The following is a 21405-nucleotide window of genomic DNA, read 5'->3' as shown; positions in this document are numbered from 1 at the left end:
GCGGGCGCGCAAGATGTCGCAGGTGTCCGTCCGCGTTCCGAACGAGCGCGGACGGACGCCGCGAGCCTATTCGCCCTTCAGCTTGCGACCGAAGAAGCCCAGGTGAGTTTTCAGGATATGCAGGCCCTTGGTCTTGCTGCGTGGCGCGCTGTGACGCTCGCCCGGGTAGAGGGCCATCTCGAACGGGATCGCCTTGGCCTGCAGGGCCGACATCAGGCGGGTGCTGTTCTCGAAGATCACGTTGTCGTCGGCCATGCCGTGCAGCAGCAGCAGGGTGTCGGGCTTCAATTTGCCGATCCGGGTATTGAGATCCGAATAGGCGTAGCCGGCCTTGTTCTCGTCCGGCTTGCCCATGTAGCGCTCGGTATAGGCCGTGTCGTACAGGCTCCACTCGGTCGGCGGGGCGCCGGCCGCGCCCGCCTTGAACGGGGTGTTGTCGGCCGTCATGAGCATCAGGGTCATGAAGCCACCGTACGACCAGCCCATCACGCCCAGCTTGTCGGCGTCGACATAGGGCAGGCCGGTCAAGAACTTGGCGCCCAGCAGCTGATCCTCGACCTCGACCGTGCCCAGGTGACGGTCTAGGGCGCGCTGGAACTTGGCCGAACGATTGCCGCTGCCGCGGTTGTCGAGGCGGAACAGGACGTAGCCGGCTTCCAGATAGGTGCGCTCGGACACGCTCTGCCAGCTCTTCTTGACCTGCTGGGCGTGCGGGCCGCCATAGACCGCGACGATGGCCGGGTATTTCTTGCTGGCGTCGAAGCCCTGCGGTTTGAGGATCTCGTAGTACAGGGTCTCGCCATCCGAGGCTTTCAGCGTCCCGTATTCCGGCGTCGGCAGGGTCGAGGCATAGGGCCAGTAGGGATGGCCCTCGGCCAGTCTGTTCTCCTCGATCCAGCGCACGCGCTTGCCGTCGGCCGCGTAGAGGGCCGTCTGCGGCGGGGTCTTGGGATCCTCGTAGGTCGCGGCGAAGGCCCCGCCGGTCTCGGCCACCTTGGCCGTCCACCAGCCGCCGGCCGAGGTCAGGGGCTTGGGTTCAGCCGGCTTGGCATACGAGACCTCGTAGATGCGGCGCTCCAGAGGTGTGTCCTTCGAGGCGGCGAAGATCGCCACCTTGCGGGCCTCGTCGACGCCCTCCAGCCCGGCCACCGGCCAGTCGCCCTTGGTCAGCTGGGCGATCAGCTTGCCGTCGGCGGCGTGGCGATAAAGGTGGCGGTTGCCGTCCTTCTCCGACGACCACAGGAACGTGCCGTCCTTCAGCGGTTGGAAGTCGTCGCCGATCTCGATGTAATGGGCGTCGGTCTCGGTCAGGATGGTCTTGGCCGCGCCGGTGGCGGCGTCGAAGGCCAGCAGGTCCAGGGTCTTCTGGTCGCGCGACAGGCGCTGGGCGTAGATGGTCTTGCCGTCGGCCGACCACGCCACGCGGGCCAGGTAGATGTCCTTGTTCGCGCCGAGATCGAGCGGGATCACCTTGCCGGTGGCCAGGTCGCGGACGAACAGCTCGACCACCGCGTTCGGACGACCGGCGCGGGGATAGCGCTGGCTGACGACGGTCGCGCCGCCCGGGCCGATGTCGGCGCGCGGCACGATGTCGACCGTGCTCTCGTCGACGCGGGTATAGACGATGCGGGCCTCGTCCGGGCTCCACCAGTAGCCGGTGAAGCGATCCAGCTCTTCCTGGACGACGAACTCGGCCACGCCGAACGAGAGGGCGCCCTTGCCGTCGGTGGTCAGGGCCGTCTCGGCGCCGCCGGTGACCGGTTTGATGTAGAGGTTTTGGTCGCGGACGTAGCTGACATAGCCGCCCTTGGGCGAGACCTTGGCGTCGACCTCGTCGCCGGGGGTCTCGGTCAGGCGGGTGACCTTGCCGTCGGCGACGCTGTCCAGATAGAGGTCGCCGTCCAGTGGGACGAGGATGAAGCGGCCTTGCTTGTCCCAGCTGTATTCGACGATGCCGCGGGCCGAGACACGGGCCCGTTCACGGCGGGCCTTCTCGGCTTCGGACAGCTCCTTGGCGCCCGACGACAGGGCGGCGCTGTCGATCAGGCGATAGGGCTCGCCGCCCTTCACGTCGGCCGCCCACAGATCCTGGACGTTGGCCGCTTCCGGCTTGCCCTTCAGATAGGTCACCCGCTTGCCGTCCGGCGACAGGGCCACGCCCTTGGCGGTCGGGCCCGACAGGCCCGGATCGGCGAAGACCCGCTCCGGGGTGAGTTTTTCCGCCAGAACCGGCGTGGAGAGGGCGAGGACGGCCGCGAGCGCCGTGAGCGAGGGCTTGATCATGGCGCGGGACGCTATGCGGGAGCGTGGCCGTTGTCAGCAGGGAATGTGTTTCAGCGCTGAAACGGCGAGGACGCCCCCTCCGTCTCGCTGCGTATCCGCAGCGATCCACCTCCCCCGCAAGCGGGGGAGGATAGGGCGCTTTTCCTCCTCACCCGTGAAACGGGGGAGGTGGCGCGGCGCGAATACGCGCCGTGACGGAGGGGGCGTCAAGCGCTACCGGCACATCCCCTCCAGCGCCGCCAGGTCCACCGGGGACGCCGGAACCGGCAGATTCTTGGCCTTCAGCGCGTCTTCCAAGGTGGTCGGCTCCGGCGGCCGGCTGGGATCGACATCCGTCCTGTAGAACGGATGGCGCTCGGCCTTGGCCAAGGTCGTGAAGCCGAAGCCCTTGTCCTGATAGAGCTTCAGCAGGCGCGGGGCCATGCGGGCGTCGAACGCGCCGCCGTGCATCAGCAGGACGTAGGGAATGTCCTTGCCGTACAGGGTCTTGGCCATGGCGCGCGAGCGATCGGCGACGGCGGCCGCGCCGTCAAGGAAGCGCGTCTCCAAGTCGGCGATGGCGGCCTGGTCGCCCTTGGCCACGCAGCGGGCGTAGGGCTCGTTGAAGGCGTAGTCGCCGAAGCTCACGGTGACGCTGGCGATCTTGTAGTGGTTGGCCGCCAGCCAGGCGCGGACAGCCAGGCGCTTCTCTTGTGTGTCGCCCTCCGACAGGAACGGGTAGCGCAGCCAGCGCCAGTCGTTTTTCCCCATCAGGTCCTTCAGCATCGGCTCGTTGCGGGCGATCTCGGCCGTGAACTGTTCGGGCGTCAGGCTGGCGATGTTCGGATGCGACCAGGTGTGGTTGCCCAGCGGCTGGCCGGCCTGGCGCCACATCTTCAGCGCCGGCGCGGAATCCGGTTCACGCTCGGTCAGCGCGCCGTTGATGAAGCCAAACCCCTGAGCCTTGGCGTCGGCGAACGCCTTCAGCAGGTCGGCGGCCACCTGGACGCGCGTCACGCCCGGCGGCAGGGCGCTGTGGGCGGGCAGGTCGTCCCAGGTCAGGGCGATGACGGGCTTTTCGGCGGCGTGGGCCGTCGAAGCGATGGCCGCCGCACAAATCATGCCCACCCACTTCCCGATCTCTCCGGCGAACGCCGGGGCCCAGATCGAACCCAGAGTGCTGGAGGTCTTGGCTGAGGGCTTGGGCGCGAACACGTCTGACTCTCCGGATGGATCTGGGCCCCGGCCTTCACCGGGGGAGGGCGGACTTAATGGGCCTCGAACAGGCTGAGCGGCACCGCGCCCGCCATGGCCTTGTAGCCGGCCAGGTTGGGGTGGAGGCCGTCGTTGTCATAGGCCGGCAGGATGTAGGCGGGCCGGGCCGGGTCACGCAGCGCCTGGTCCCAGTCGATCACCCCGTCGAAGCTGCCCGGCGCGCGGATAAACGCGTTGATCGCCTGGCGGTCGGCCTCGCTCTCAGGGCCGGGATGGTAATAGGCCGAGCCGGAATAGGGCAGGATGGTCGCGCCGATCACCTTGATCCCCCGGGCATGGGCGCGGGTGGTCATCTGGCGATAGGCGGCGATGACCTGCTCGACGAGCGCCTTGTGGGCTTCGGGTGTCGCGGGCGCCTCGCGGGTCAGGACGCCGAGGTCGTTGACGCCCTCCAGCAGGATCACGTGGGTGACGCCCGCCTGGCTGAGGACGTCCCGTTCGAAGCGCGCCAGGGCGTTGGGGCCCAGGCCGTCCTGCAGCACCCGGTTGCCGCCAATGCCCAGGTTCAGCACGCCGAGGGTCTTGCCCTTGAGCCGCGTCATCAGGGCGTCGGTCCAGCGCAGGTTGGTGTTGGGCTGGACGCCGTAGCCGTCGGTGATGCTGTCGCCGAACGCGACGATCGCGCTCGCCTTGTTCGAGACGACATCGACGCTGGAAATCTGAAACCACTGGTTGGCGGTCTTGGCGCCGGGCAGGTCGGTGTCGGCCGTGTGGTCACCGGCCAGGACGTAGGAGGTGGCGCGCGAGCCGGGATGGCCGGTCTGGACGTTCGGCGCGGCGGCGTAGTGCAGGCTGACGGCCAGCGAGGTCAGCGGCGCGACCTTCAGGCTCACCGGATCCGACCAGTAGTCGGCGCCGGCCGGGATGGTCACCTGGCCGCGACCCGAGAAGGTGAGGGGACGGTCGGTGGCCGGGTCGATGCGGGCGCTGTCCAGCGCCGCCGACACCGCCACCCGCGCGGCCTTGATGGTCAGGGGCTGGGTCCCGAAGGCGTTGGATAGCCGCACGCGGATCGTGTCGCCGCCCAGGGACAGGCGGACCACCTGGCGCAGGGTGGCGTTCGGATAGTCCTCGGGCGCGAGGCTGTTCTTGGCGTCCGGCGCGATCTGGGCGCTGGCCCAGCTGCCGACCCATCTCTGTGTCCTGGGGGTCTCGGCATGGACGGGCAGGGCCAGGGCGAGGGCCAGGCCGGCGGCGACGAACGCTGGCCGCGCGAACATCTTCATGTGGACGTTTCTCCCCACTCCGCCTTGCTGACGGTAGCGGTAACATTGGTATGACCTCTTCGCCGCGCCGTAAAGCGCTGGATGGCTATCGACTGCGACAGGGCGTCACGTCGATAAGAATCGCTTGCATCCAGGCCCGTGTTAGCGCTACCAGGGTTCCGTGAGGCGCCGAGCGCCTCTGCCCTTCCTGGGCGTTTCCTCCCTAATAACTTTCAAGCCCGGTCCTTTGGCCGGGCTTTTCTTTTTGGAATCCGGGTCCCTAAGGCACGGGGCGGCCGAAGCGTCACCCTTACGGGACCCTTCGTTATTGCTAATAACTCGCAATTACAGCTATACGCGCCGGGCTTCGTTTTCTGGATCCCGCGCCCATGTCGTTCCACGCCCACCGCTTCGCCGCCGTTTCCCTGCTGGCCCTGGCTTGCGCCGGCGCGACCCAAGCCCAGACGCGCGACACCGACGTGGACCAGGTGGTGGTCACCGCCGCCCGCACCATCCTGCCGGCCAGCGCCCTGCCGCTGACCGTGGACGTGGTCGACAACCAGGCCCTGACCCAGCAGGTAACCGTCAGCGGCTCGATCGTCGACGCGGTCTCGACCCTGTCGCCGTCGTTCTCGCCGACCCGCCAGAAGCTGTCGGGAGCAGGGGAGACCCTGCGCGGCCGCTCGCCGCTGTACGCGATCAACGGCATCCCGCAGTCGACCCCGATCCGCGACGGTTCGCGCGATGGCTACACGATCGACCCGTTCTTCATCGACCGCGTCGAGCTGATCTACGGCTCCAACGCCTTGCAAGGCATCGGCGCCACCGGCGGGGTCGTGAACCAGGTGACGGTCGGACCGCCGAAGGCGGACGGCGTCTCGGGCAAGGTCCTGGTCCAGAGCACCCTGGCCCACAAGCTGGGCGACGCGGTCGGCGGCAAGGTCGCCGGCCTGGTCGGCTGGCGCGGCGGAGCGTTCGACGCCACGGCCGGCGTCGCCTACGACGCGCGCGGCGCCTTCTACGACGCCAACGGCCGCCGCATCGGCATGGACAACACCCAGGGCGATATCCAGGATTCCAAGACCCTGTCGATCTTCGGCCGCTTCGGCTGGCAGATCGCGCCGAACACCCGCCTGGACGTGGTCGCCAACCGTTTCGAGCTGAAGGGCGACGGCGACTACGTGACGGTCACCGGCGCGGCCGCGGCGCGGACCGACGGCAATCGCGCCACCCGCCTGCCGACCACCGCCTATCGCGGCGTCCAGCCGGGGACGCCGGCGGCGGGGCGGGTCGAGACCGTGTCGGCCTCGCTGACCGACAGCGACCTGGCGGGCGGCAACCTGATCGCACAGCTGTTCTTCAACCGCTCGCGCGACACCTTCGGCGGCGACGTCAACGCTACCTTCCAGGACGTCGGCATCGCGCCGGTGGGCACACTGTTCGACCAGTCCTCGAACCGCTCGCGCAAGCTGGGCGCGCGGGTCAGCTACGAGCGCGCCGTCCCGGGGATCGAGGGCCTGACCGCCACCGCCGGCCTCGACGCCCTGACCGACCGCACCGAGCAAGTGCTGACCGCCACCGGCCGCGCCTGGGTGCCGCCGACCAAGTTCCAGAGCGCCGCCCCGTTCGTGCAGGGCAACTACGCCCTGTTCGACGGCAAGCTGCGCCTGGCCGGCGGCGTGCGTTTCGAGAACGTCCAGCTGAAGGTCGACGACTTCCAGACCCTGGCCTTCTACGGTTCGCGCAAGGTCGGCGGCGGCGATCCCGACTTCAAGGCGACCCTGCTCAATGGCGGCGTTGTGTTCGAGCCGGCCCCGGGCCTGCGCGTCTACGGCAGCTACGCCGAGGGCTACACCGTGCCCGACGTCGGCCGCATCCTGCGCGCGATCAACGAGCCGGGGAAGGACGTCGACACCTATCTGGCCGTCGAGCCCATTGTCTCCAACAACCGTGAGCTCGGCGCGGAGTACAAGCGCGGGCCGATCGACGCCAGCGTCGCCTATTTCTGGTCGTCGTCGAAGCTGGGCCAGCTGCTGGTCAAGAACGCCGGCAACGTCTTCGACGTCCAGCGCCAGCCGATCGCCATCGAAGGTCTCGAGGTCAACGTAAGGGCCCGCACGCCGGTCCCCGGCCTGGACGTCTCGGCCGGCTACGCCCGTCTGCGCGGCAAGACCGACACCAACAAGGACGGCAAGGTCGACACCGCGCTCGACGGCGCCAACATCTCGCCCGACCGCCTGAACCTGGCCGCCGACTACCAGGCCGGCAAGTGGGCCCTGCGGCTGCAGGCGCAGTCGTATCTGTCGCGCGACATGCAGCGGGCGCTCGTCAAGGACGACTTCGAAGGCTACACGGTCGTCGACGCCTTCGTGCGCTACGAACTGCCGGTCGGGGCCTTGTCGCTGGGCGTGCAGAACCTCTTCGACAAGCCGTTCCTGACCTACTATTCGGACACCACCTTGCCGGCCAAGGACAAGATCTACGCCGGCCGCGGCCGCACCGCGACCCTGGGCTGGGAAACCCGCTTCTGATGAAGACCCTGCGCCTGCTGCACCGCTGGACGGGCGGCCTGATCGGGCTGCTGCTGGCGATCCTGGGCTTCACCGGCGCGCTGCTGGTGCACGAGGACGCCTTCCTGCGCGCCACCATGCCCCACGCCGCCGACGCCCAGCGGCAGGACACGGCCACCCTGGCGGCGATGGCGGCCAAGGTCTTCGCCGCCGAGGATCGCCCGCGTTCGATCGTGCTGGCGACCCCGCGGCTGGGCCTCAACAAGCTGGCCTACAAGGGCGAGCACGCGGCCTATGCCGACCAGGACGGAAACATCGTCCAGAGTTGGACCTCGAACTGGGCCCGGCCCGAGATCTGGCTGTTCGACCTGCACCATCATCTGTTCAACGGCGACACGGGCGAGATCGTCGGTGGCATCGCGGGCCTTGCGGGCCTTGGCTTCGTGATCAGCGGCCTGATCCTCTGGTGGCCGACCCGGCGGATGTTCCACATCCGACCGTGGCCCCGGATGATGAAGCGGGCGGCGATCGTCCACCATCACCGAGACCTGGGCGCGCTGCTCGCGCCGCTGCTGATCCTGTCGCTGACCACCGGCGCGGCGATGAACCTGAAATGGTTCTCGCAGGCCCTGCGCGCGCCGTTCTCGCCGCCGGCGGTGATGGAGCAGGCCTCGGTCGCGCCCAAGATCAAGGGCGGCAAGCTGACCAAGGAGCTCGACTGGGGAAAGATCATCGGCGCGGCCCAGGCGCGTTTCCCCGGCGCCGAGGTGCGGACCATCGGCCTGCCGCAGAAGAAGGGCGGACTGATCGCCATCCGCCTGCGCCAGCAGAGGGAGTGGTTGCCCAACGGCCGCAGCATGGCCTGGTTCGATCCGGCCGACGGCAGGCTGGTCGCCAGCCGCGACGCCCTGGCCCTGCCGCTGGGCTCGCGCATCGCCAACGCCGACTATCCGCTGCACGCGGCCAAGGTCGGCGGCCTGGCCTATCGGCTGGTGATGACGCTGTCGGGCCTGACCCTGGCCCTGCTGGGCACACTGACGGTGGCGACGTTCTGGGGCAATCCGACCGGGGTGAAGCGGCGGAAGCCGAAAGCCGAGGCGGCGACCTCGGTCGGGTGAACGTCGGCTTACGACCCGTGGCGGGCGTTCAGAAGCGCCCCCTCCGTCTCGCTGCGTATCCGCAGCGATCCACCTCCCCCGTTTCACGGGTGAGGAGGAAGCGGCCTTTCTCCTCACCCGTGAAACGGGGGAGGTGGCGCGGCGCCAATAGGCGACGTGACGGAGGGGGCGCTATGTCCGCCTTCCACCCGTTGCGGACACCGCGCCCACCGAAAAAGGCCGGGAGATCGCCCTCCCGGCCCTCGTCGTGTCGATCCTGACGGGATCCTAGAACGTCTTCTTCACCGAGATGTAGAACTGACGCGGCGGCGCGGTCAGCACCGTCTGGGCCGTGCCGGTCGGGTCGCTGTTGACGAAGCCGCCCGAGCCGATGGTCGAGATGTAGTCCTTGTCGGTCAGGTTGGTGATGTTGGCCTGGACCTCCAGGCCCTTGCCCCAACCTTCGTCGCTGAAGCGGTAGCCCAGGGTCAGGTCGGCCACCGTGGTGGACGGGGCCTGACCGCCGACGTTCTCGTAGGTGTAGTAGCGCTTGTCGGTATAGGCCACGCCCAGCTTGCCGAAGAGGCCGGCCTGCTCGCCATTCTGGTTGTAGGCCAGTTCGCCCTTGAAGATGTTCTTGGGCGTGTTGACGACGGTCTTGCCCTTGGTGCGGACCGTGACCTTGCCCGTGCCGTCGACGACGTCGTCCTCGTACTTGGAGTCGTTGTAGGTATAGGCGCCGTACAGGGTCCAGGCGTCGTTCAGGCGATACGTGCCGGCCAGTTCCACGCCCTTGGTCTCGACCGAGCCGACGTTCGACAGCACGGCCGGCAGGCCCAGGATCGGGGCGGCCGTGTTGGCGGCCAGCAGGCGATTGTCGAAGGCCACGTGATAGACGGCGGCGACGCCCTGGAAGCGCTCGTTGCGATAGCGCGCGCCCAGTTCGAAGGTCTTGGAGCTTTCCGGCTTCAGCGTCTTGGCGACGTAGTCGACGACGGCCTGGCTCTGCGAGCCGAACGGACCGGCGGTGCCGGCCGAGACGAAGGCGCCCATGTTCTCGGTGTAGCCGCCGAAAGCTTCGAGGTCGGGGCTCAGCTTCCAGACGAAGCCGACCTGGGGCAGGAAGTTGTCCTTGCTCTCGATCTCGCCCGCCAGCGGGTTGCCGACCACGGTCTTGACGCTGTTGGTGACCTTGATGGCCTTGAAGCCGAAATTGACCTTGAAGGCGTCGCTGATCGTCCACTCGTCTTCCAGGTGGCCGGTCCAGGTCTTGGTCTCGAACGCGTACTGCCACTGGGTGAAGAACGGGTTGTCCTGGAAGTCCAGCGGGTCGCGCGACGGGGCCGCGGCGGTCTCGGCGTAGAAGCGGCGGGCCTGGTTGAAGTGGTTGCGCTCGTGCCAGAAGCCGCCGCTGAAGCGGTGCGCGCCCAGCTCCACGGCCAGGTCGGCGATCAGGCCGCCGCGGTCGATGTCGTATTCGGTGGTGCGGATCGACAGCGGAGCGGCCGTCGAGCCGGCCGTCCCGAAGCCCGGGCTGGCCAGGTACGGCGTGTACCAGAGGCCCTGGCCCTTGTTCTTGTGCTGGTAGGCGGTGGCGTTGAACGTCACATGCTCGGTGACGTCCAGTTTCAGCGCCGCGCCGTAGAGGTCGTCGTCACGCACGCCGGCGCCAGCGTAGTAGGCGTCGTCCACCGTGGCGAACGGGGCGGGCAGGGCGGTCCCGGTCTGGTAGGCGCGGGCGGCGGCCACGGCCAGGCCCCAGTTCGGCTGGGTGTTGTCCCAGTCGCGGCCCAGGCGCTTGATCATCTCGAACGAGAGATCCTGATAGTCCTGCTCGCGGCGTTCCGAGCGGTGGTAGAAGCCCGTCAGGTCGCCACGCTCGCCCAGTGGCATCACGACCTTGGCGTCGTACTGGCGCTGCTTCTGGTCGCCGCCGCCCTTCCACTTCTCGGCCTTCTGGTCGGCGATAGAGATATAGCCGCGCAGGCCGCCCAGCTGCTCGATGGCGCCGGTTTCGAAGCGGCCGAACACGCGGTGCATGTTGTCCGAGCCGCCGGTGACGTCGATCTCTCCGCCCAGGGTCTCTTGCGGATCGCGCGAGAAGAACTGCAGCGTGCCGCCCAGGTTCGAGGTCGAGGCCGTGCCGAGGGCGCCCGCGCCCTGGGCCAGCTCGACGCGGCCGATGTTTTCCGAGGCGACGGCGCGGCTGATGTGCAGGCCGTTGTGGTTGCCGTAGCTCATGTCGCCCAGCGGCACGCCGTCCAGGGTGAAGCCCAGCTGGTTCTGGTTGAAGCCGCGGATCGAGATGCGGGTCGACCACTCGTAGGCGCCGAACGCGTCGGCCGACTGGAAGGTGACGCCCGGCAGCTTGTCGATCGCCTTCAGGGCGCTGGTCCCGGCGGCTTCCAGGCCGATGACGTCGTCCTTCACCGTCTGGACCTGGCGGCTCTGGCCCTGGCCGATGATGACGACCGCATCGACTTCCGAGGAGTCGGCGGGCGCGGCGGCCGGAGCGGGAGCCACGGCGGCGTCGGCGGCGAACGCCTGGCCGGCGGCGACGATCAAGAGCGCGCTCGCGGCGGCGCCCAGCATCAGATGGTTCTTCATGTTTCTTGATTCCCCATGCCGACGCGGGGAGGCGTCGACCTGGAGAGCTCGGCTAACAGGGGTCGACGACAGCGCGGCGACGGTTCGATGTCGGCTGCCCGACACTGGCGCGACAACTCGATGACGGCCGCGCGCGATGGAACCGCCGGCCACGATTGCGCAAACCGCCCCTGACCGCTATTTCAGCGCCCAATCCCCGAAACCCTCGTCCAGCGAGAACGCGAGCCCTCATGGCGCAGCAATATATTTTCCAGATGCAGGGCCTGACCAAGGCCTATCCCGGCGGCAAGAAGGTCTTCGAGAACATCTGGCTGTCGTTCTATTCCGACGCCAAGATCGGCGTCGTCGGCGTCAACGGCTCGGGTAAGTCGACCCTGCTGAAGGTCATGGCCGGCCTCGACAAGGAATTCTCCGGCGAGGCCAAGGCCGCCGACGGCATCAAGCGCGGCTATCTCCCGCAGGAGCCGGTGCTGGACCCGACCCTGGACGTCTGGGGCAATGTCATCGCCGACTGCGAGGACAAGCAGATCTTCGATCGCTACAACGCCCTCGCGGCCCAGCTCGGCGAGGAATACACCGACGAGTTGATGGAGGAGATGACCAAGCTGCAGGAGGTCATCGACGCCCGCGACCTGTGGGACATCGACTCCAAGGTCGAGATGGCCATCGACGCCCTGCGCTGCCCGCCCAACGACGCCAACATCGAGAGCCTGTCGGGCGGTGAGAAGCGCCGCATCGCCCTGGCCCGCCTGCTGCTCAGCAAGCCGGACATGCTGCTGCTCGACGAACCGACCAACCACCTGGACGCCGAGTCGGTGGCGTGGCTGCAGCACCACCTGGAAGAGTTCCCGGGCTGCGTCATCCTGGTGACCCACGACCGCTACTTCCTGGATCAGGTCACCAAGTGGACCCTGGAGCTCGACCGCGGCAAGGGCGTGCCCTACGAGGGCAACTACTCCGGCTGGCTGGAGCAGAAGCAGAAGCGCGTCGTTCAGGAACAGTCGGAATCCGAAGCCCGTCAGCGCGCGCTGACCCGCGAACTGGAATGGGTCCGCAGCTCGCCCAAGGCCCGCCAGTCCAAGTCGAAGGCCCGTCTGGCCAGCTACGAGGAAATGGTCGCCGCGCAGGAAAACGCCCGCGCCGCCCAGACCCAGGCCCACATCCAGATCCCGCCCGGCCCGCGCCTGGGCAATCTGGTGCTGGAAGTCACCGGCCTGGAGAAGGAATATGGCGACAAGGTGCTGTTCAAGGAGCTGTCGTTCCGCCTGCCGCCGAACGGCATCGTCGGCGTCATCGGACCGAACGGCGCCGGCAAGTCGACGCTGTTCAAGCTGATCACCGGTCGCGAACAGCCCGACGCCGGCACGGTCAAGGTCGGCGAGACCGTCAAGCTGTCCTACGTCGACCAATCGCGCGACGCCCTCGACCCGAACAAGACCATCTGGGAAGAGATCAGCGGCGGCACCGACGTGATGATCGTCGGCAAGCGCGAGATCAACAGCCGCGCCTATGTCGGCAGCTTCAACTTCAAGGGCGGCGACCAGCAGAAGAAGGTCGGCCTGCTGTCGGGCGGTGAGCGCAACCGCGTCCACCTGGCCAAGACGCTGGCCACCGGCGGCAACCTGCTGCTGCTCGACGAACCGACCAACGACCTGGACATCGAGACCCTGCAGGCCCTGGAAGAGGCGCTGGAAGAGTTCGCCGGCTGCGCCGTGGTCATCAGCCACGATCGCTGGTTCCTGGACCGCCTGGCGACCCACATCCTGGCCTTCGAAGGCGACAGCCACGTCGAGTGGTTCGAGGGCAATTTCGAGATGTACGAGGAAGACAAGAAGCGCCGCCTGGGCGCCGACAGCCTCATTCCAAAGCGCATCAAGTTCCAGAAGTTCGCGCGGTAGGGCGCGGCAAAACACCAGATCGAGCTTCTCGCCCGCGCATCTTTAGGTGCGCGGGCGATTTCTTGTATAATCTTAGATTGCAAGCGGAAAGGCTCGATGCTAGCGCGACAATGGGCGCCTATTGCAAGGCGTCGGACGCTCGCGCGAGAGTTACGATGCCGAATTTCACCGGGACAGCCGGAGACGACGTTTTCACGGGCGGGGCGGACCCCGACACGATCGTCGGTAATGCGGGCAACGACGATCTGAGCGGCAACGGCGGCAACGATATTCTTGTCGGCAATGCCGGCGCCGATACGCTGAAGGGCGGCGACGGCGATGACACGCTCTATGCCGGGGATCGCTCGTCGACCTACGAGACGCAGTTTTCGGGCAACTCGTCGTCTCCGCCGGCGCTGGACACCGGGAGCGACATCGACACGCTGGTTGGCGGCGACGGCAGCGACCGCCTCTTCGCCGGTTATGGCGACAACGTCGATGGCGGCGCCAACGGATCCTACGGCGACTATCTGCTGATCAGCTTCATGGGCGCGTCGTCGGGGGTGACCTTCGATGGCCGCCTTGCCACCCAGACCATCGGTGGCGGCACGATCACCGGCATCGAGAACATCAGCTGGATCCAGGGCAGCAATTTCGCCGACGACATCAACGTGGGCGCTTCGGGCCCCTATACTGAATTCACCGTGGTTCACGGGATGGGAGGCAACGACAAGCTGGTCGCGGGCTACTACACCGGCGAGCTCTACGGCGACGATGGCGACGACATCGTCGATGGCCGCGCAAGCGGTTACCTGCGGCTGGTGGACGGCGGCGCCGGTGACGACACGCTCTACACTGGCTACGGCGCCGGACCGGCCTATGGGCGCGCGGGCAACGACACGATCTATGCCTCCAACGAGGCTTACGGCGGCGCCGGCAACGATCTGATCGTCATGCAGGGCAGCACCTGGGGAAGCAGTTGGGCGTTCGGGGAAGCGGGCGACGATGAACTGCGCGCCTCGAGCTACGGCGATCGCCTGGCGGGCAACGAAGGCGCCGACATCCTGAAGGGCGGCGTCGGCGCCGACACGCTCTATTCGAATGGGCTATTGTCATCGGTGACGGGCAAGCCGCTCGACGACTTCGGCGGCGAACACGACGTGTTGTCGGGCGGCGGCGGCGACGACATTCTGGCCGCCGGTTATGGCGACGACGTCGATGGCGGCGCGGGCTCCGATACGTTGTGGCTGGCGCTGGGCGGCGCGACGAGCGGCCTGGTCTTCAGCACCGCCGGGATCGTGTCAGGGCAATCGACCACCCTGTTCGGCGGCGTCATCACCGGCGTCGAGACGCTGACCTATCTGCGCGGCGGTGAATTCGCCGATACGATCACGCTGGCCACCCAGGCCACGCTACTGACCGTCGACGCGGGTGGCGGCGATGACGTCGTCATTTCCTCGAACAGCTCGGTGTCCGTATCGGGCGGCGCGGGCGACGATCGTTTCGTCAGCGGTCTGGCGGGCGACATCTTCGACGGCGGCATCGGGTTCGACACGGTCGACTACGGCGGCTACGGTTCGGCCGTGACGGTGTCGCTGTTGGCCCAGACCGGCGCGGGCGGCGACCAGCTGATGAACGTCGAGGCCGTGATCGGCTCGGCGTTCGCCGACACCCTGACCGGCGACGCGGGCGCCAACACTCTGCGCGGCGGCGGCGGCAACGATGCGATCGACGGCGGCGCTGGGACCGATACGGCCGCTTATCTCGGGGCCTCGACCGACTACAGCTGGACCCAGGGCTCGGACGGCTCCTGGACGGTCAAAGACCTGCGCGCCGGGGCTGCCGACGGCGTCGACACCTTGAAGAACATCGAGCAGCTGAAGTTCAGCGACAAGGTGGTCCAGATCATCAGCGCGCCGCCGGTGACCAACGTCATCAACGGCACGAGCGCCAACGACACGCTGTTCGCGACCAGCGCGAACGACGTCATCGACGGCGGCGCTGGGACCGACACGGTGCAGTTCAACGGCGCCTCGACGGACTTCAGCTGGACCCAGAGTTCGGACGGTTCCTGGACGATCAAGGACCTGCGCGCGGGGTCGCCCGAGGGCACGGACGCCCTAAGGAACGTCGAGCAGCTGAAGTTCACCGACAAGCTGGTAGTGATCGTCGCGCCGGCGGCCAACGTGATCCTGGGCACCGCCGGCAGCGACAACCTGTACGGCACGTCCGGCGAGGACATCATCCGCGGCGGCGCTGGCGACGACTATCTCTATGGCTCGCCCGGCAACGACACCTTCGATGGCGGCGACGGCCGTGACTTGGCGATCTTCATCTCGTCTCCGCAGGCCGTGCGCGTCGATCTGGCGATTTCGGGACCGCAGAGCACCGGCGAGGGGAGCGACACCTTCACGTCGATCGAGTCCCTGCTGGGCAGCGCCTACAACGACGTGCTCTACGGCGATGGCGGGTCGAACAGCATCAGCGGCTATGACGGCAACGATGACCTGGACGGACGTGGCGGCGACGATGGGATCGGCGGCGACGCCGGCAATGACATCATCCACGGCGGCGCGGGCAACGACAATCTGAACGGCGGCTCGGGCAACGACTTCGTCTACGGCGACGCCGGCGACGACATGATCGGTCTGTATTCCGAGAATAGCGCCTATGACATGGGCTCGGACTACATCGACGGCGGTGATGGTATCGACACGGTCCAACTGCCCTTCACCAAGTTCGCTGTCAGCATCAATCTGAGCATTACGACCGAGCAGCAAATCGCGCCGGGCTTCACCCTGACGATCAAGAACGTCGAGCGGATATATGGCGGGGACTACGGCGACAGGCTGACTGGTGATGCGGGCGACAACGTGATCGGCGGCTATAACGGCGATGACGTCATCGATGGCGGCGGCGGCGTCGACACAGCCAGCATGCGAGGCTACGCCAGCGACTATGCGGTCACTTGGACGGTGAATGGCTGGCAGGTCGCCGACAAGCGGCCCTATCTCGCGCCCGGCGCCAATGGCGGCCCTTATGACGGCGTCGACCTCATCAAGAACGTCGAATTCATCCAATACTACGACAAGACCGTGGCCTTGGGCGACGGCATGACGTTCGTCACCGGAAACATCCTGCGCCAGACAGGCGCCTCCACGACCGCGACGGATCTGTCCAATCGTTTGGCCAGCGGCGCCATCGGCGCCACCCAGGCCGTCTCGGAGCTGGTGACCAAGGCCGGCGCGACCACTTCGGTGGCGACCCTGGCCTACGAGTTCTTCACCGGCAAGATCCCGGGGCAGGGCGGTATCGACTATCTGGTCTCGCCCACCGGGCCGAACGCCAACAATCTCAACAGCGCCTACTATCAGAGCTTCAATCTCGAAAACCGCTACATCAATTTCGCGGTCAATCTGGGCAAGCTGGGCGAGGGCAAGGACGCGTTTCTGAGCAAGTATGGAGCGCTGAGCCTCTTCGATGCGACGCGCGAGGCCTACAGGACGATCTTCGGCGCGGCCCCGACGGACACCAAGATCCACGCCCTGATCGACACGCGCGCCGACTATTTCGCGGCCTATGGCGGCGATGGCGCGAACGGCATCGGGACCAAGGCGGCCATGGTCGGCTGGCTGCTGGCCGAGGCGCAGAAGGCCGACCTGGGCGTCATGGTGCGATCCAACGACGCCTGGCTGACGGATCTCGCCGACGGCTCGGCGCCGTTCGCGATCGACATCCTCGATCCGGCCAAGGGCTACTACAAGGCCGACTTCGTCTTCGGCGGAACCTGAGCGACTGGAGCGACGGCGAGGCCGCCGCTCCGGATCGCAGGCCTTACTTCGGTTCGGTCGGCGGGGTCACCGGCGGCGTGGCCGGAGCGCCGGGCGTCGACTGGTTCGACAAGGTCGAGTCACTGGGCGTCGGCGCTGCGTCGGTCGGCGGCGTCACGGGCATGCTGGGCGGCGCGGCCGACGGCGCGGGATTCACCGCCGTGTCGGGCGTCGAGGGCATGGCGCTGCTCGACGGCATGGTCGTCGAGGACGCGGTCGCCGAGGTGTCGGCCGACATGCCGGTCGAGGCGGTGGTCTCGCCGGCCCACCAGTCCTTGCTGGCCCGCGCCTTGGGCGAGGCCTTCAGATAGGCGTTCAGCTGCGAGTAGGGGATCGGCTGCTTGGGACCGATCACGGCCGAGGACTTCTGGGCCGCGACGGCGGAGCCGCCGCCGACCAGCATAGAGAGCGCCGCTGCGGCGGCGAACGTCTTGGTCAACATGAGGATACTCCCGAGAGAGCGCCGTCTTGGCGCCGTCTAGCAAAACCCCTCGCGGCTCAGGTTGTTCACAGCTTGGCCTTGGGACTTGTGTCGCCTGCGGCGGGCGGGGGAACCAGCGCCTCTTGGGTCGGTTTTCCTCGCGGGCGTAATTCCGCCGCAGGGGGCAGCGTCACTAGAGCGTGATGACCTGGCCGCTGGCGGTGGAGCCGACCGCTGCTTAGCTCTGGATAAGCGCTCCGAGAGGAGTAGCTTGGTCACGCAGAAGACGATTGTCCCGCCGGCCGAGGCCGGCCTCCCATGGAGGACACGCATGCCGCAAAGCCCGGCGAACAAGGCCGTAGTCGACAAACCGCACGTCCTGCTGTCGCACGAGATGCTCCTGCCGCTGCAGCCGTTGCTGGAGGGCGCCTACGAGGTGCATCGGCTGTGGGACTATCCTGACCGAATGGCCTTTTTCGAAGGGCCCGGGCGGCGGGTGCGGGCCATCGTTCACGCCGGCGAGATGACCCTGTCGCGTGACATGCTCTCGGAGATGCCGCAGCTGGGCCTGATCGCCTGTGTCAGCGTCGGCTATGACGGCGTCGACGTGCCGTGGTGCAAGGCGCACGGTATCGCCGTCACCCATTCGACCGGCCTCAACGCGTCCGACGTCGCCGACCACGCCGTGGGCCTGGTCCTGTCCGCCTGGCGCGGCATCGTCGAGGGCGACAAGCGCCTGCGCGGCGGGCACTGGACCCACGCCGAGCGCATGGCCCCGCGCCACGGCCTGCGCGGCCGCAAGGCCGGCATCGTCGGCCTGGGCTATATCGGCGAGGCGGTGGCCAATCGCCTGCAGGCCTTCGAGATGAAGATCGCCTGGTGGGGCCCGCATCCCAAGGACACCGACTATCCGCGCGCCGACAGCCTGATGGCCCTGGCCCGCGACAGCGACGTGCTGGTGGTCTGCGCCCGGCCCGACGCCGACAATCGCCACCTGATCAGCAAGGCCGTCATCGAGGCGGTGGGGCCGCAGGGGCTGATCGTCAATGTGGCGCGCGGCTCGCTGATCGACGAGGACGCCCTAATCGAGGCCTTGAAGACCGGGACCCTGGGCATGGCCGCGCTGGACGTCTTCGACCACGAGCCGACGTCGCCCGCGCGCTGGGAAGGCGTGCCGCACACGGTGCTGACCCCGCACACCGCCGGGGCGACCTTGGACAGCATCCCGGCCATGGTCAACCTGACCCTGGAGAATCTGCGCCGCTACTTCCACGGCGAGCCGCTGGCCACGCCGGTCGCGGCCTAGGCGTTATGAAGCTTCCGATTGTGGGCGTCGCGGTCGCCCTCGTCTCGTTCGCCTTCCTCGCGACGGGCGCCGTCCTGGCCGCCGGCCAGGTCGCGCCGCCGCCCGGCGACTACCAGATCGATTCCGAGGCGACCACGACGACGCGGGCTGGGCCGATGGTGCTGCGGTCGGTGCAGCGTATAGACGGTGCGACGGGGACCACGACCGTCGAGCAGTCCGCCAGCGAGGGCGCCTCGGCGCGCCAGACCTATCCCGGCAAGAGCGCTTATCGCTTCTGCGTCGGCGCCGGTCCCCCGCCGCCCGGCGCCGTGGCCTGCGCCAACCGGGTGTTCGAGACCCTTCCCGGCGGCGGCTCGACCCAACAGGCCGTCTGCGCGGACGGACGGATGATCGCCGACAGCTGGCGGCGACTGGCCGACGGACGCTGGGAGCGGACGTTCGAGACCCATCGCGCCGCCGTCCCGGCCGCCCCTATCGACCCCCGCACCCAGGCGGCCATGGCCCCGGTCATCGCCCAGATCGAGGCGACGATCCGCTCCGGCCCGCCCGCCGAGGCCGAGGCCGCCAAGCAGCAGCTGGCGGCCCTGAAGGCCAGCCTGGGCGGCGGAGGCGCTCCCGCCGACGATACGACGGTCTCGGTCCGCGAGGTTTGGACCAAGGTCTCGGCGCGCTGCGCCTAGGCCCAGGGAGGCGGCGCCGCGAACCCCTCCATCTCCAGCCGAAGGCCGTTGGCCAGCAGGCTGACCGTCCGGTAGAATCCGGCGAGCAGCATCAGCTCGATGCAGGCCTCCTCGGAGAACGCTTCGGCGAGGCGCGCCCACAGGCCGTCGTCGAGATCGGCGCTGGCGTGGACAGCGTCACAGAAGCCGATCAGCAGCGCCTCGCGCGGGCCCCAGCAGGCGGCGATCCCCGGCGCGGCGGTGGCCGCCAATTGCTCGGCGTCGAGGCCGGCGGCGTCCGCGAAGATCGTCGCGTGCACACCCCACTCATAGCCGCAGCGGTTCAGGGCGCAGGTCCGATGGATGACGATCTCGCGCTCGCGCAAGTTCAGATGGCCCGGATCCAGCAGGCCAGCGCCGGTGAAGCGGGCGAACAGGCGCGCGTCGCGGGCCAAGGTGCGGAACAGCGACAGCGGCTGGTCGCCGGGAGTCTTCAACTGATCCAGCGTGCGCGCGACGGCGGGCGGGTAGGGCGCTTGGGCGGGGGCGATCCTTGGGGCGTTCCTTGGGGCGTTCCGGGGCGACATCGAAAATCCTCCATGCTACAAAATTTGTATCATGCAAGATCGTGGTGATGCTACAAAAACTGAAGCGCCTTTGCCGGGGCGCGCCGTGCGCGGCTCGACGAGCGGTCAGCCGATCATGGCGGCGCTGGACCTGCTGGGCCGGCGCGGGGCGCTGCGGATCGTCTGGGAGCTGCGGGAAGACCGGGTCCTGACCTTCCGGGCCCTGCAGGCGGCGGCCGAGCTGCCGCCCGGCACGCTGAATACCCGCCTGTCCGAGCTGCGCGCCGCCGACATCGTCGCGGCCGACGAGGGCTATCGCCTCAGTCCGCGCGGGATCCAGCTGATCCAGGCCCTGTGGCCGCTGATGGCCTGGTCGCAGGCCTGGGCCGACGACCTTCAAGCGAAACAAAGTCAGGATGGGGCCCGATAAGCCGCCACGGCGGCGTCGTAGGGGCCCAGCACCCGGACCTCCAGGTCGGTGTCGCAGTACTCGACCACCTCGGCGATCTTCCCGTCGCGGAAGCGGAAGATGAAGCAGTATTCGTTGTCGTAGCGCTGGCCCGTCTTGGTCAGCACGCTGCCGCGCACCTCCGCGACGACCTGGTCGCCCTCGGCGATCAGGTTGATGGCGCGGGCGGTGTAGGTGTCGGCGAACAGGTTGAATAACGGGGCCAGCAGGTCGCGGCGGATGCTCTCCTGGCCCTCGAACCGGCGCGACCAGTCCGAGTGGCCGGGGAAGCGCCAGACATAGTCCGGGTGGACGCTGTCGCCGAATACGGCGCGATCGCCCGTCTCCAGGGCGGCGTAGATGCGGCGGATGGTTTCCTTGTTTTCGGCGGCGCTCATGAGGTTCTCCTTTGAACGCCATCCTGCCGTCGGTTAGCCTATGCGTGAAATGCATAGACCTGATATTCATAATGCGTGATGCGCATGCTCTGCGCGGCAAGCTCGACCTGCTGGTCGCCGCCGACGTCATCCTGGATTGTCAGAACCTGACGCTGGCCGGCGAACGCCTGGGCCTGTCGCAGCCGGCCGTCAGTCGGGCGCTGGGGCGGCTGCGGGCGGCGTTCGACGATCCGCTGCTGGTGCGGGTGGGCAATCGGATGCGGCTCACGCCCCGCGCCGAGGCCTTGCGCGCGCCGCTGGCGGCGATGCTGCGAGCGGCCGAGGACCTCTATGCGCCGTCCGGCTTCGATCCGGCGACCGCCCGCCACGTGTTCCGGGCCGTGATCCCCGACGTCGTCGCGGCCGTGATCCTGCCCGATCTGTTGGCGCGCTTGGCCAAGACCGCGCCGGCCTGCCGGCTGGAGCTGCTGCCCTGGCGGCCCCAGGCCGAGCAGCCGGGCGACCTGGACTTAGTGATCACCACCGAAATCGACGCCTTCCCGGACTATCGGATGAAGCCGCTCTATCAGGACCACGACATCCTGGCCTTCGCGGGCGCGGCGCCTCGGGGCGATCCCTTGGCGCTGGAGCATGTGGCGGTGATCGCGGCGGGCGCGACGCGCGACCCGGTCGATCGCTGGCTGGCCGAGCAGGGACGTTCGCGCCGTATCGCCGCCGTCGTGCCCCACTACCTGCTGGCGCTGCAGCTGGTGGCGCGGGGCGGGCATGTCGCGGTGCTGCCGTCGCGGATGGTCGCCGCGCTCGGCGCGCCGCTGGGCGTGCGCGGCGTCGAACTGGCCATCCCCCAAGACCCCGACCAGCAATGGCTGATGCACCCGCCGCAGCTGGAGGCCGACGCCGCCAGCGCCTGGCTGCGAGAACAGGTGGAAGCCGTCGCCCGCTGA

General features: G+C 68.1%; 15 protein-coding genes and 1 pseudogene. 9 read left to right on the top strand and 7 right to left on the bottom strand.

What is annotated here, in order from left to right:
- Positions 1-66 precede the first annotated feature (66 nt).
- Complete coding sequence (locus ABIC66_RS06675) at positions 67-2283, bottom strand: S9 family peptidase (RefSeq protein ID WP_354068768.1); 2217 nt, start codon at positions 2281-2283, stop codon at positions 67-69.
- A 69-nt stretch (positions 2284-2352) separates the two neighbouring features.
- On the opposite strand from ABIC66_RS06675, the pseudogene ABIC66_RS24180 reads away from it, so the two are divergent.
- Positions 2353-2478: pseudogene (locus ABIC66_RS24180) on the top strand (hypothetical protein); the annotation flags it as partial.
- 18 nt (positions 2479-2496) lie between these two features.
- Here ABIC66_RS24180 and ABIC66_RS06670 read toward each other — a convergent pair.
- Both ABIC66_RS06670 and ABIC66_RS06665 read right to left on the bottom strand, forming a co-directional pair.
- Positions 2497-3384 (bottom strand): polysaccharide deacetylase family protein, encoded by an 888-nt coding sequence (locus ABIC66_RS06670; protein ID WP_354069383.1) that lies wholly within the window; start codon positions 3382-3384, stop codon positions 2497-2499.
- Positions 3385-3530: 146 nt separating this feature from the next.
- The gene (locus ABIC66_RS06665; RefSeq protein ID WP_354068766.1) at positions 3531-4763 is read right to left on the bottom strand and encodes an SGNH/GDSL hydrolase family protein; all 1233 of its coding nucleotides are present in this window, start codon (positions 4761-4763) and stop codon (positions 3531-3533) included.
- 368 nt (positions 4764-5131) lie between these two features.
- On the opposite strand from ABIC66_RS06665, the gene ABIC66_RS06660 reads away from it, so the two are divergent.
- Together ABIC66_RS06660 and ABIC66_RS06655 are read left to right on the top strand one after the other, a co-directional pair.
- Positions 5132-7273: a TonB-dependent receptor gene (locus tag ABIC66_RS06660; protein ID WP_354068764.1), complete on the top strand. Its 2142-nt coding sequence runs from the start codon at positions 5132-5134 to the stop codon at positions 7271-7273.
- Positions 7273-8370, top strand: a complete 1098-nt coding sequence (locus ABIC66_RS06655) for a PepSY-associated TM helix domain-containing protein (protein WP_354068763.1) — start codon at positions 7273-7275, stop codon at positions 8368-8370. The genes ABIC66_RS06660 and ABIC66_RS06655 overlap by 1 nt, the downstream gene beginning before the upstream one ends.
- A 267-nt stretch (positions 8371-8637) precedes the next feature.
- Here ABIC66_RS06655 and ABIC66_RS06645 read toward each other — a convergent pair whose 3' ends face one another.
- Entirely contained in the window at positions 8638-10956 is a 2319-nt protein-coding gene (locus tag ABIC66_RS06645; RefSeq protein ID WP_354068762.1) for a TonB-dependent receptor, read from the bottom strand.
- Between the two features lie 230 nt (positions 10957-11186).
- Between ABIC66_RS06645 and ettA the strand changes: the two genes are divergently transcribed.
- A complete protein-coding gene (gene ettA, locus ABIC66_RS06640) occupies positions 11187-12854 on the top strand; it encodes an energy-dependent translational throttle protein EttA (RefSeq protein ID WP_354068761.1) in 1668 nt (555 codons plus the stop codon).
- A 155-nt stretch (positions 12855-13009) separates the two neighbouring features.
- Positions 13010-16624, top strand: a complete 3615-nt coding sequence (locus ABIC66_RS06635) for a hypothetical protein (protein WP_354068759.1) — start codon at positions 13010-13012, stop codon at positions 16622-16624.
- A 43-nt stretch (positions 16625-16667) separates the two neighbouring features.
- Here ABIC66_RS06635 and ABIC66_RS06630 read toward each other — a convergent pair whose 3' ends face one another.
- Positions 16668-17105 carry a hypothetical protein gene (locus ABIC66_RS06630; protein WP_354068757.1) on the bottom strand — a complete coding sequence of 146 codons (438 nt, stop codon included), beginning with the start codon at positions 17103-17105 and terminating at the stop codon, positions 16668-16670.
- A 310-nt stretch (positions 17106-17415) separates the two neighbouring features.
- Between ABIC66_RS06630 and ABIC66_RS06625 the strand changes: the two genes are divergently transcribed.
- Together ABIC66_RS06625 and ABIC66_RS06620 are read left to right on the top strand one after the other, a co-directional pair.
- Positions 17416-18390 (top strand): 2-hydroxyacid dehydrogenase, encoded by a 975-nt coding sequence (locus tag ABIC66_RS06625; RefSeq protein ID WP_354068755.1) that lies wholly within the window; start codon positions 17416-17418, stop codon positions 18388-18390.
- Positions 18391-18395: 5 nt separating this feature from the next.
- Entirely contained in the window at positions 18396-19070 is a 675-nt protein-coding gene (locus tag ABIC66_RS06620; RefSeq protein ID WP_354068753.1) for a hypothetical protein, read from the top strand.
- Here the strand turns inward: ABIC66_RS06620 and ABIC66_RS06615 are convergent.
- A complete protein-coding gene (locus ABIC66_RS06615; protein WP_354068752.1) occupies positions 19067-19636 on the bottom strand; it encodes a carboxymuconolactone decarboxylase family protein in 570 nt (189 codons plus the stop codon). The two genes, ABIC66_RS06620 and ABIC66_RS06615, sit on opposite strands and share 4 nt — an antisense overlap.
- 85 nt (positions 19637-19721) lie before the next feature.
- On the opposite strand from ABIC66_RS06615, the gene ABIC66_RS06610 reads away from it, so the two are divergent.
- Positions 19722-20045, top strand: a complete 324-nt coding sequence (locus tag ABIC66_RS06610; RefSeq protein ID WP_354068750.1) for a winged helix-turn-helix transcriptional regulator — start codon at positions 19722-19724, stop codon at positions 20043-20045.
- On the opposite strand, the gene ABIC66_RS06605 is transcribed toward ABIC66_RS06610, so the two are convergent.
- Complete coding sequence (locus tag ABIC66_RS06605; protein ID WP_354068748.1) at positions 20027-20461, bottom strand: nuclear transport factor 2 family protein; 435 nt, start codon at positions 20459-20461, stop codon at positions 20027-20029. The genes ABIC66_RS06610 and ABIC66_RS06605 overlap by 19 nt on opposite strands.
- Before the next feature lie 71 nt (positions 20462-20532).
- Here ABIC66_RS06605 and ABIC66_RS06600 point away from each other — a divergent pair, with 71 nt between their 5' ends.
- A complete protein-coding gene (locus ABIC66_RS06600) occupies positions 20533-21405 on the top strand; it encodes a LysR family transcriptional regulator (RefSeq protein ID WP_354068746.1) in 873 nt (290 codons plus the stop codon).

This window comes from Caulobacter sp. 1776 (assembly GCF_040545685.1).
Lineage (GTDB): Bacteria > Pseudomonadota > Alphaproteobacteria > Caulobacterales > Caulobacteraceae > Caulobacter.
This window is presented reverse-complemented; position numbering and strand designations above follow the sequence as displayed.

Bases quoted from the DNA above. Each gene is read 5' to 3' on its own strand.
- ABIC66_RS06675 (WP_354068768.1), bottom strand. From the start codon at position 2,283: ATGATCAAGCCCTCGCTCACGGCGCTCGCGGCCGTCCTCGCCCTCTCC.
- ABIC66_RS06670 (WP_354069383.1), bottom strand. From the start codon at position 3,384: ATGATTTGTGCGGCGGCCATCGCTTCGACGGCCCACGCCGCCGAAAAG.
- ABIC66_RS06665 (WP_354068766.1), bottom strand. From the start codon at position 4,763: ATGAAGATGTTCGCGCGGCCAGCGTTCGTCGCCGCCGGCCTGGCCCTC.
- ABIC66_RS06660 (WP_354068764.1), top strand. From the start codon at position 5,132: ATGTCGTTCCACGCCCACCGCTTCGCCGCCGTTTCCCTGCTGGCCCTG.
- ABIC66_RS06655 (WP_354068763.1), top strand. From the start codon at position 7,273: ATGAAGACCCTGCGCCTGCTGCACCGCTGGACGGGCGGCCTGATCGGG.
- ABIC66_RS06645 (WP_354068762.1), bottom strand. From the start codon at position 10,956: ATGAAGAACCATCTGATGCTGGGCGCCGCCGCGAGCGCGCTCTTGATC.
- ettA (WP_354068761.1), top strand. From the start codon at position 11,187: ATGGCGCAGCAATATATTTTCCAGATGCAGGGCCTGACCAAGGCCTAT.
- ABIC66_RS06635 (WP_354068759.1), top strand. From the start codon at position 13,010: ATGCCGAATTTCACCGGGACAGCCGGAGACGACGTTTTCACGGGCGGG.
- ABIC66_RS06630 (WP_354068757.1), bottom strand. From the start codon at position 17,105: ATGTTGACCAAGACGTTCGCCGCCGCAGCGGCGCTCTCTATGCTGGTC.
- ABIC66_RS06625 (WP_354068755.1), top strand. From the start codon at position 17,416: ATGCCGCAAAGCCCGGCGAACAAGGCCGTAGTCGACAAACCGCACGTC.
- ABIC66_RS06620 (WP_354068753.1), top strand. From the start codon at position 18,396: ATGAAGCTTCCGATTGTGGGCGTCGCGGTCGCCCTCGTCTCGTTCGCC.
- ABIC66_RS06615 (WP_354068752.1), bottom strand. From the start codon at position 19,636: ATGTCGCCCCGGAACGCCCCAAGGAACGCCCCAAGGATCGCCCCCGCC.
- ABIC66_RS06605 (WP_354068748.1), bottom strand. From the start codon at position 20,461: ATGAGCGCCGCCGAAAACAAGGAAACCATCCGCCGCATCTACGCCGCC.
- ABIC66_RS06600 (WP_354068746.1), top strand. From the start codon at position 20,533: ATGCGTGATGCGCATGCTCTGCGCGGCAAGCTCGACCTGCTGGTCGCC.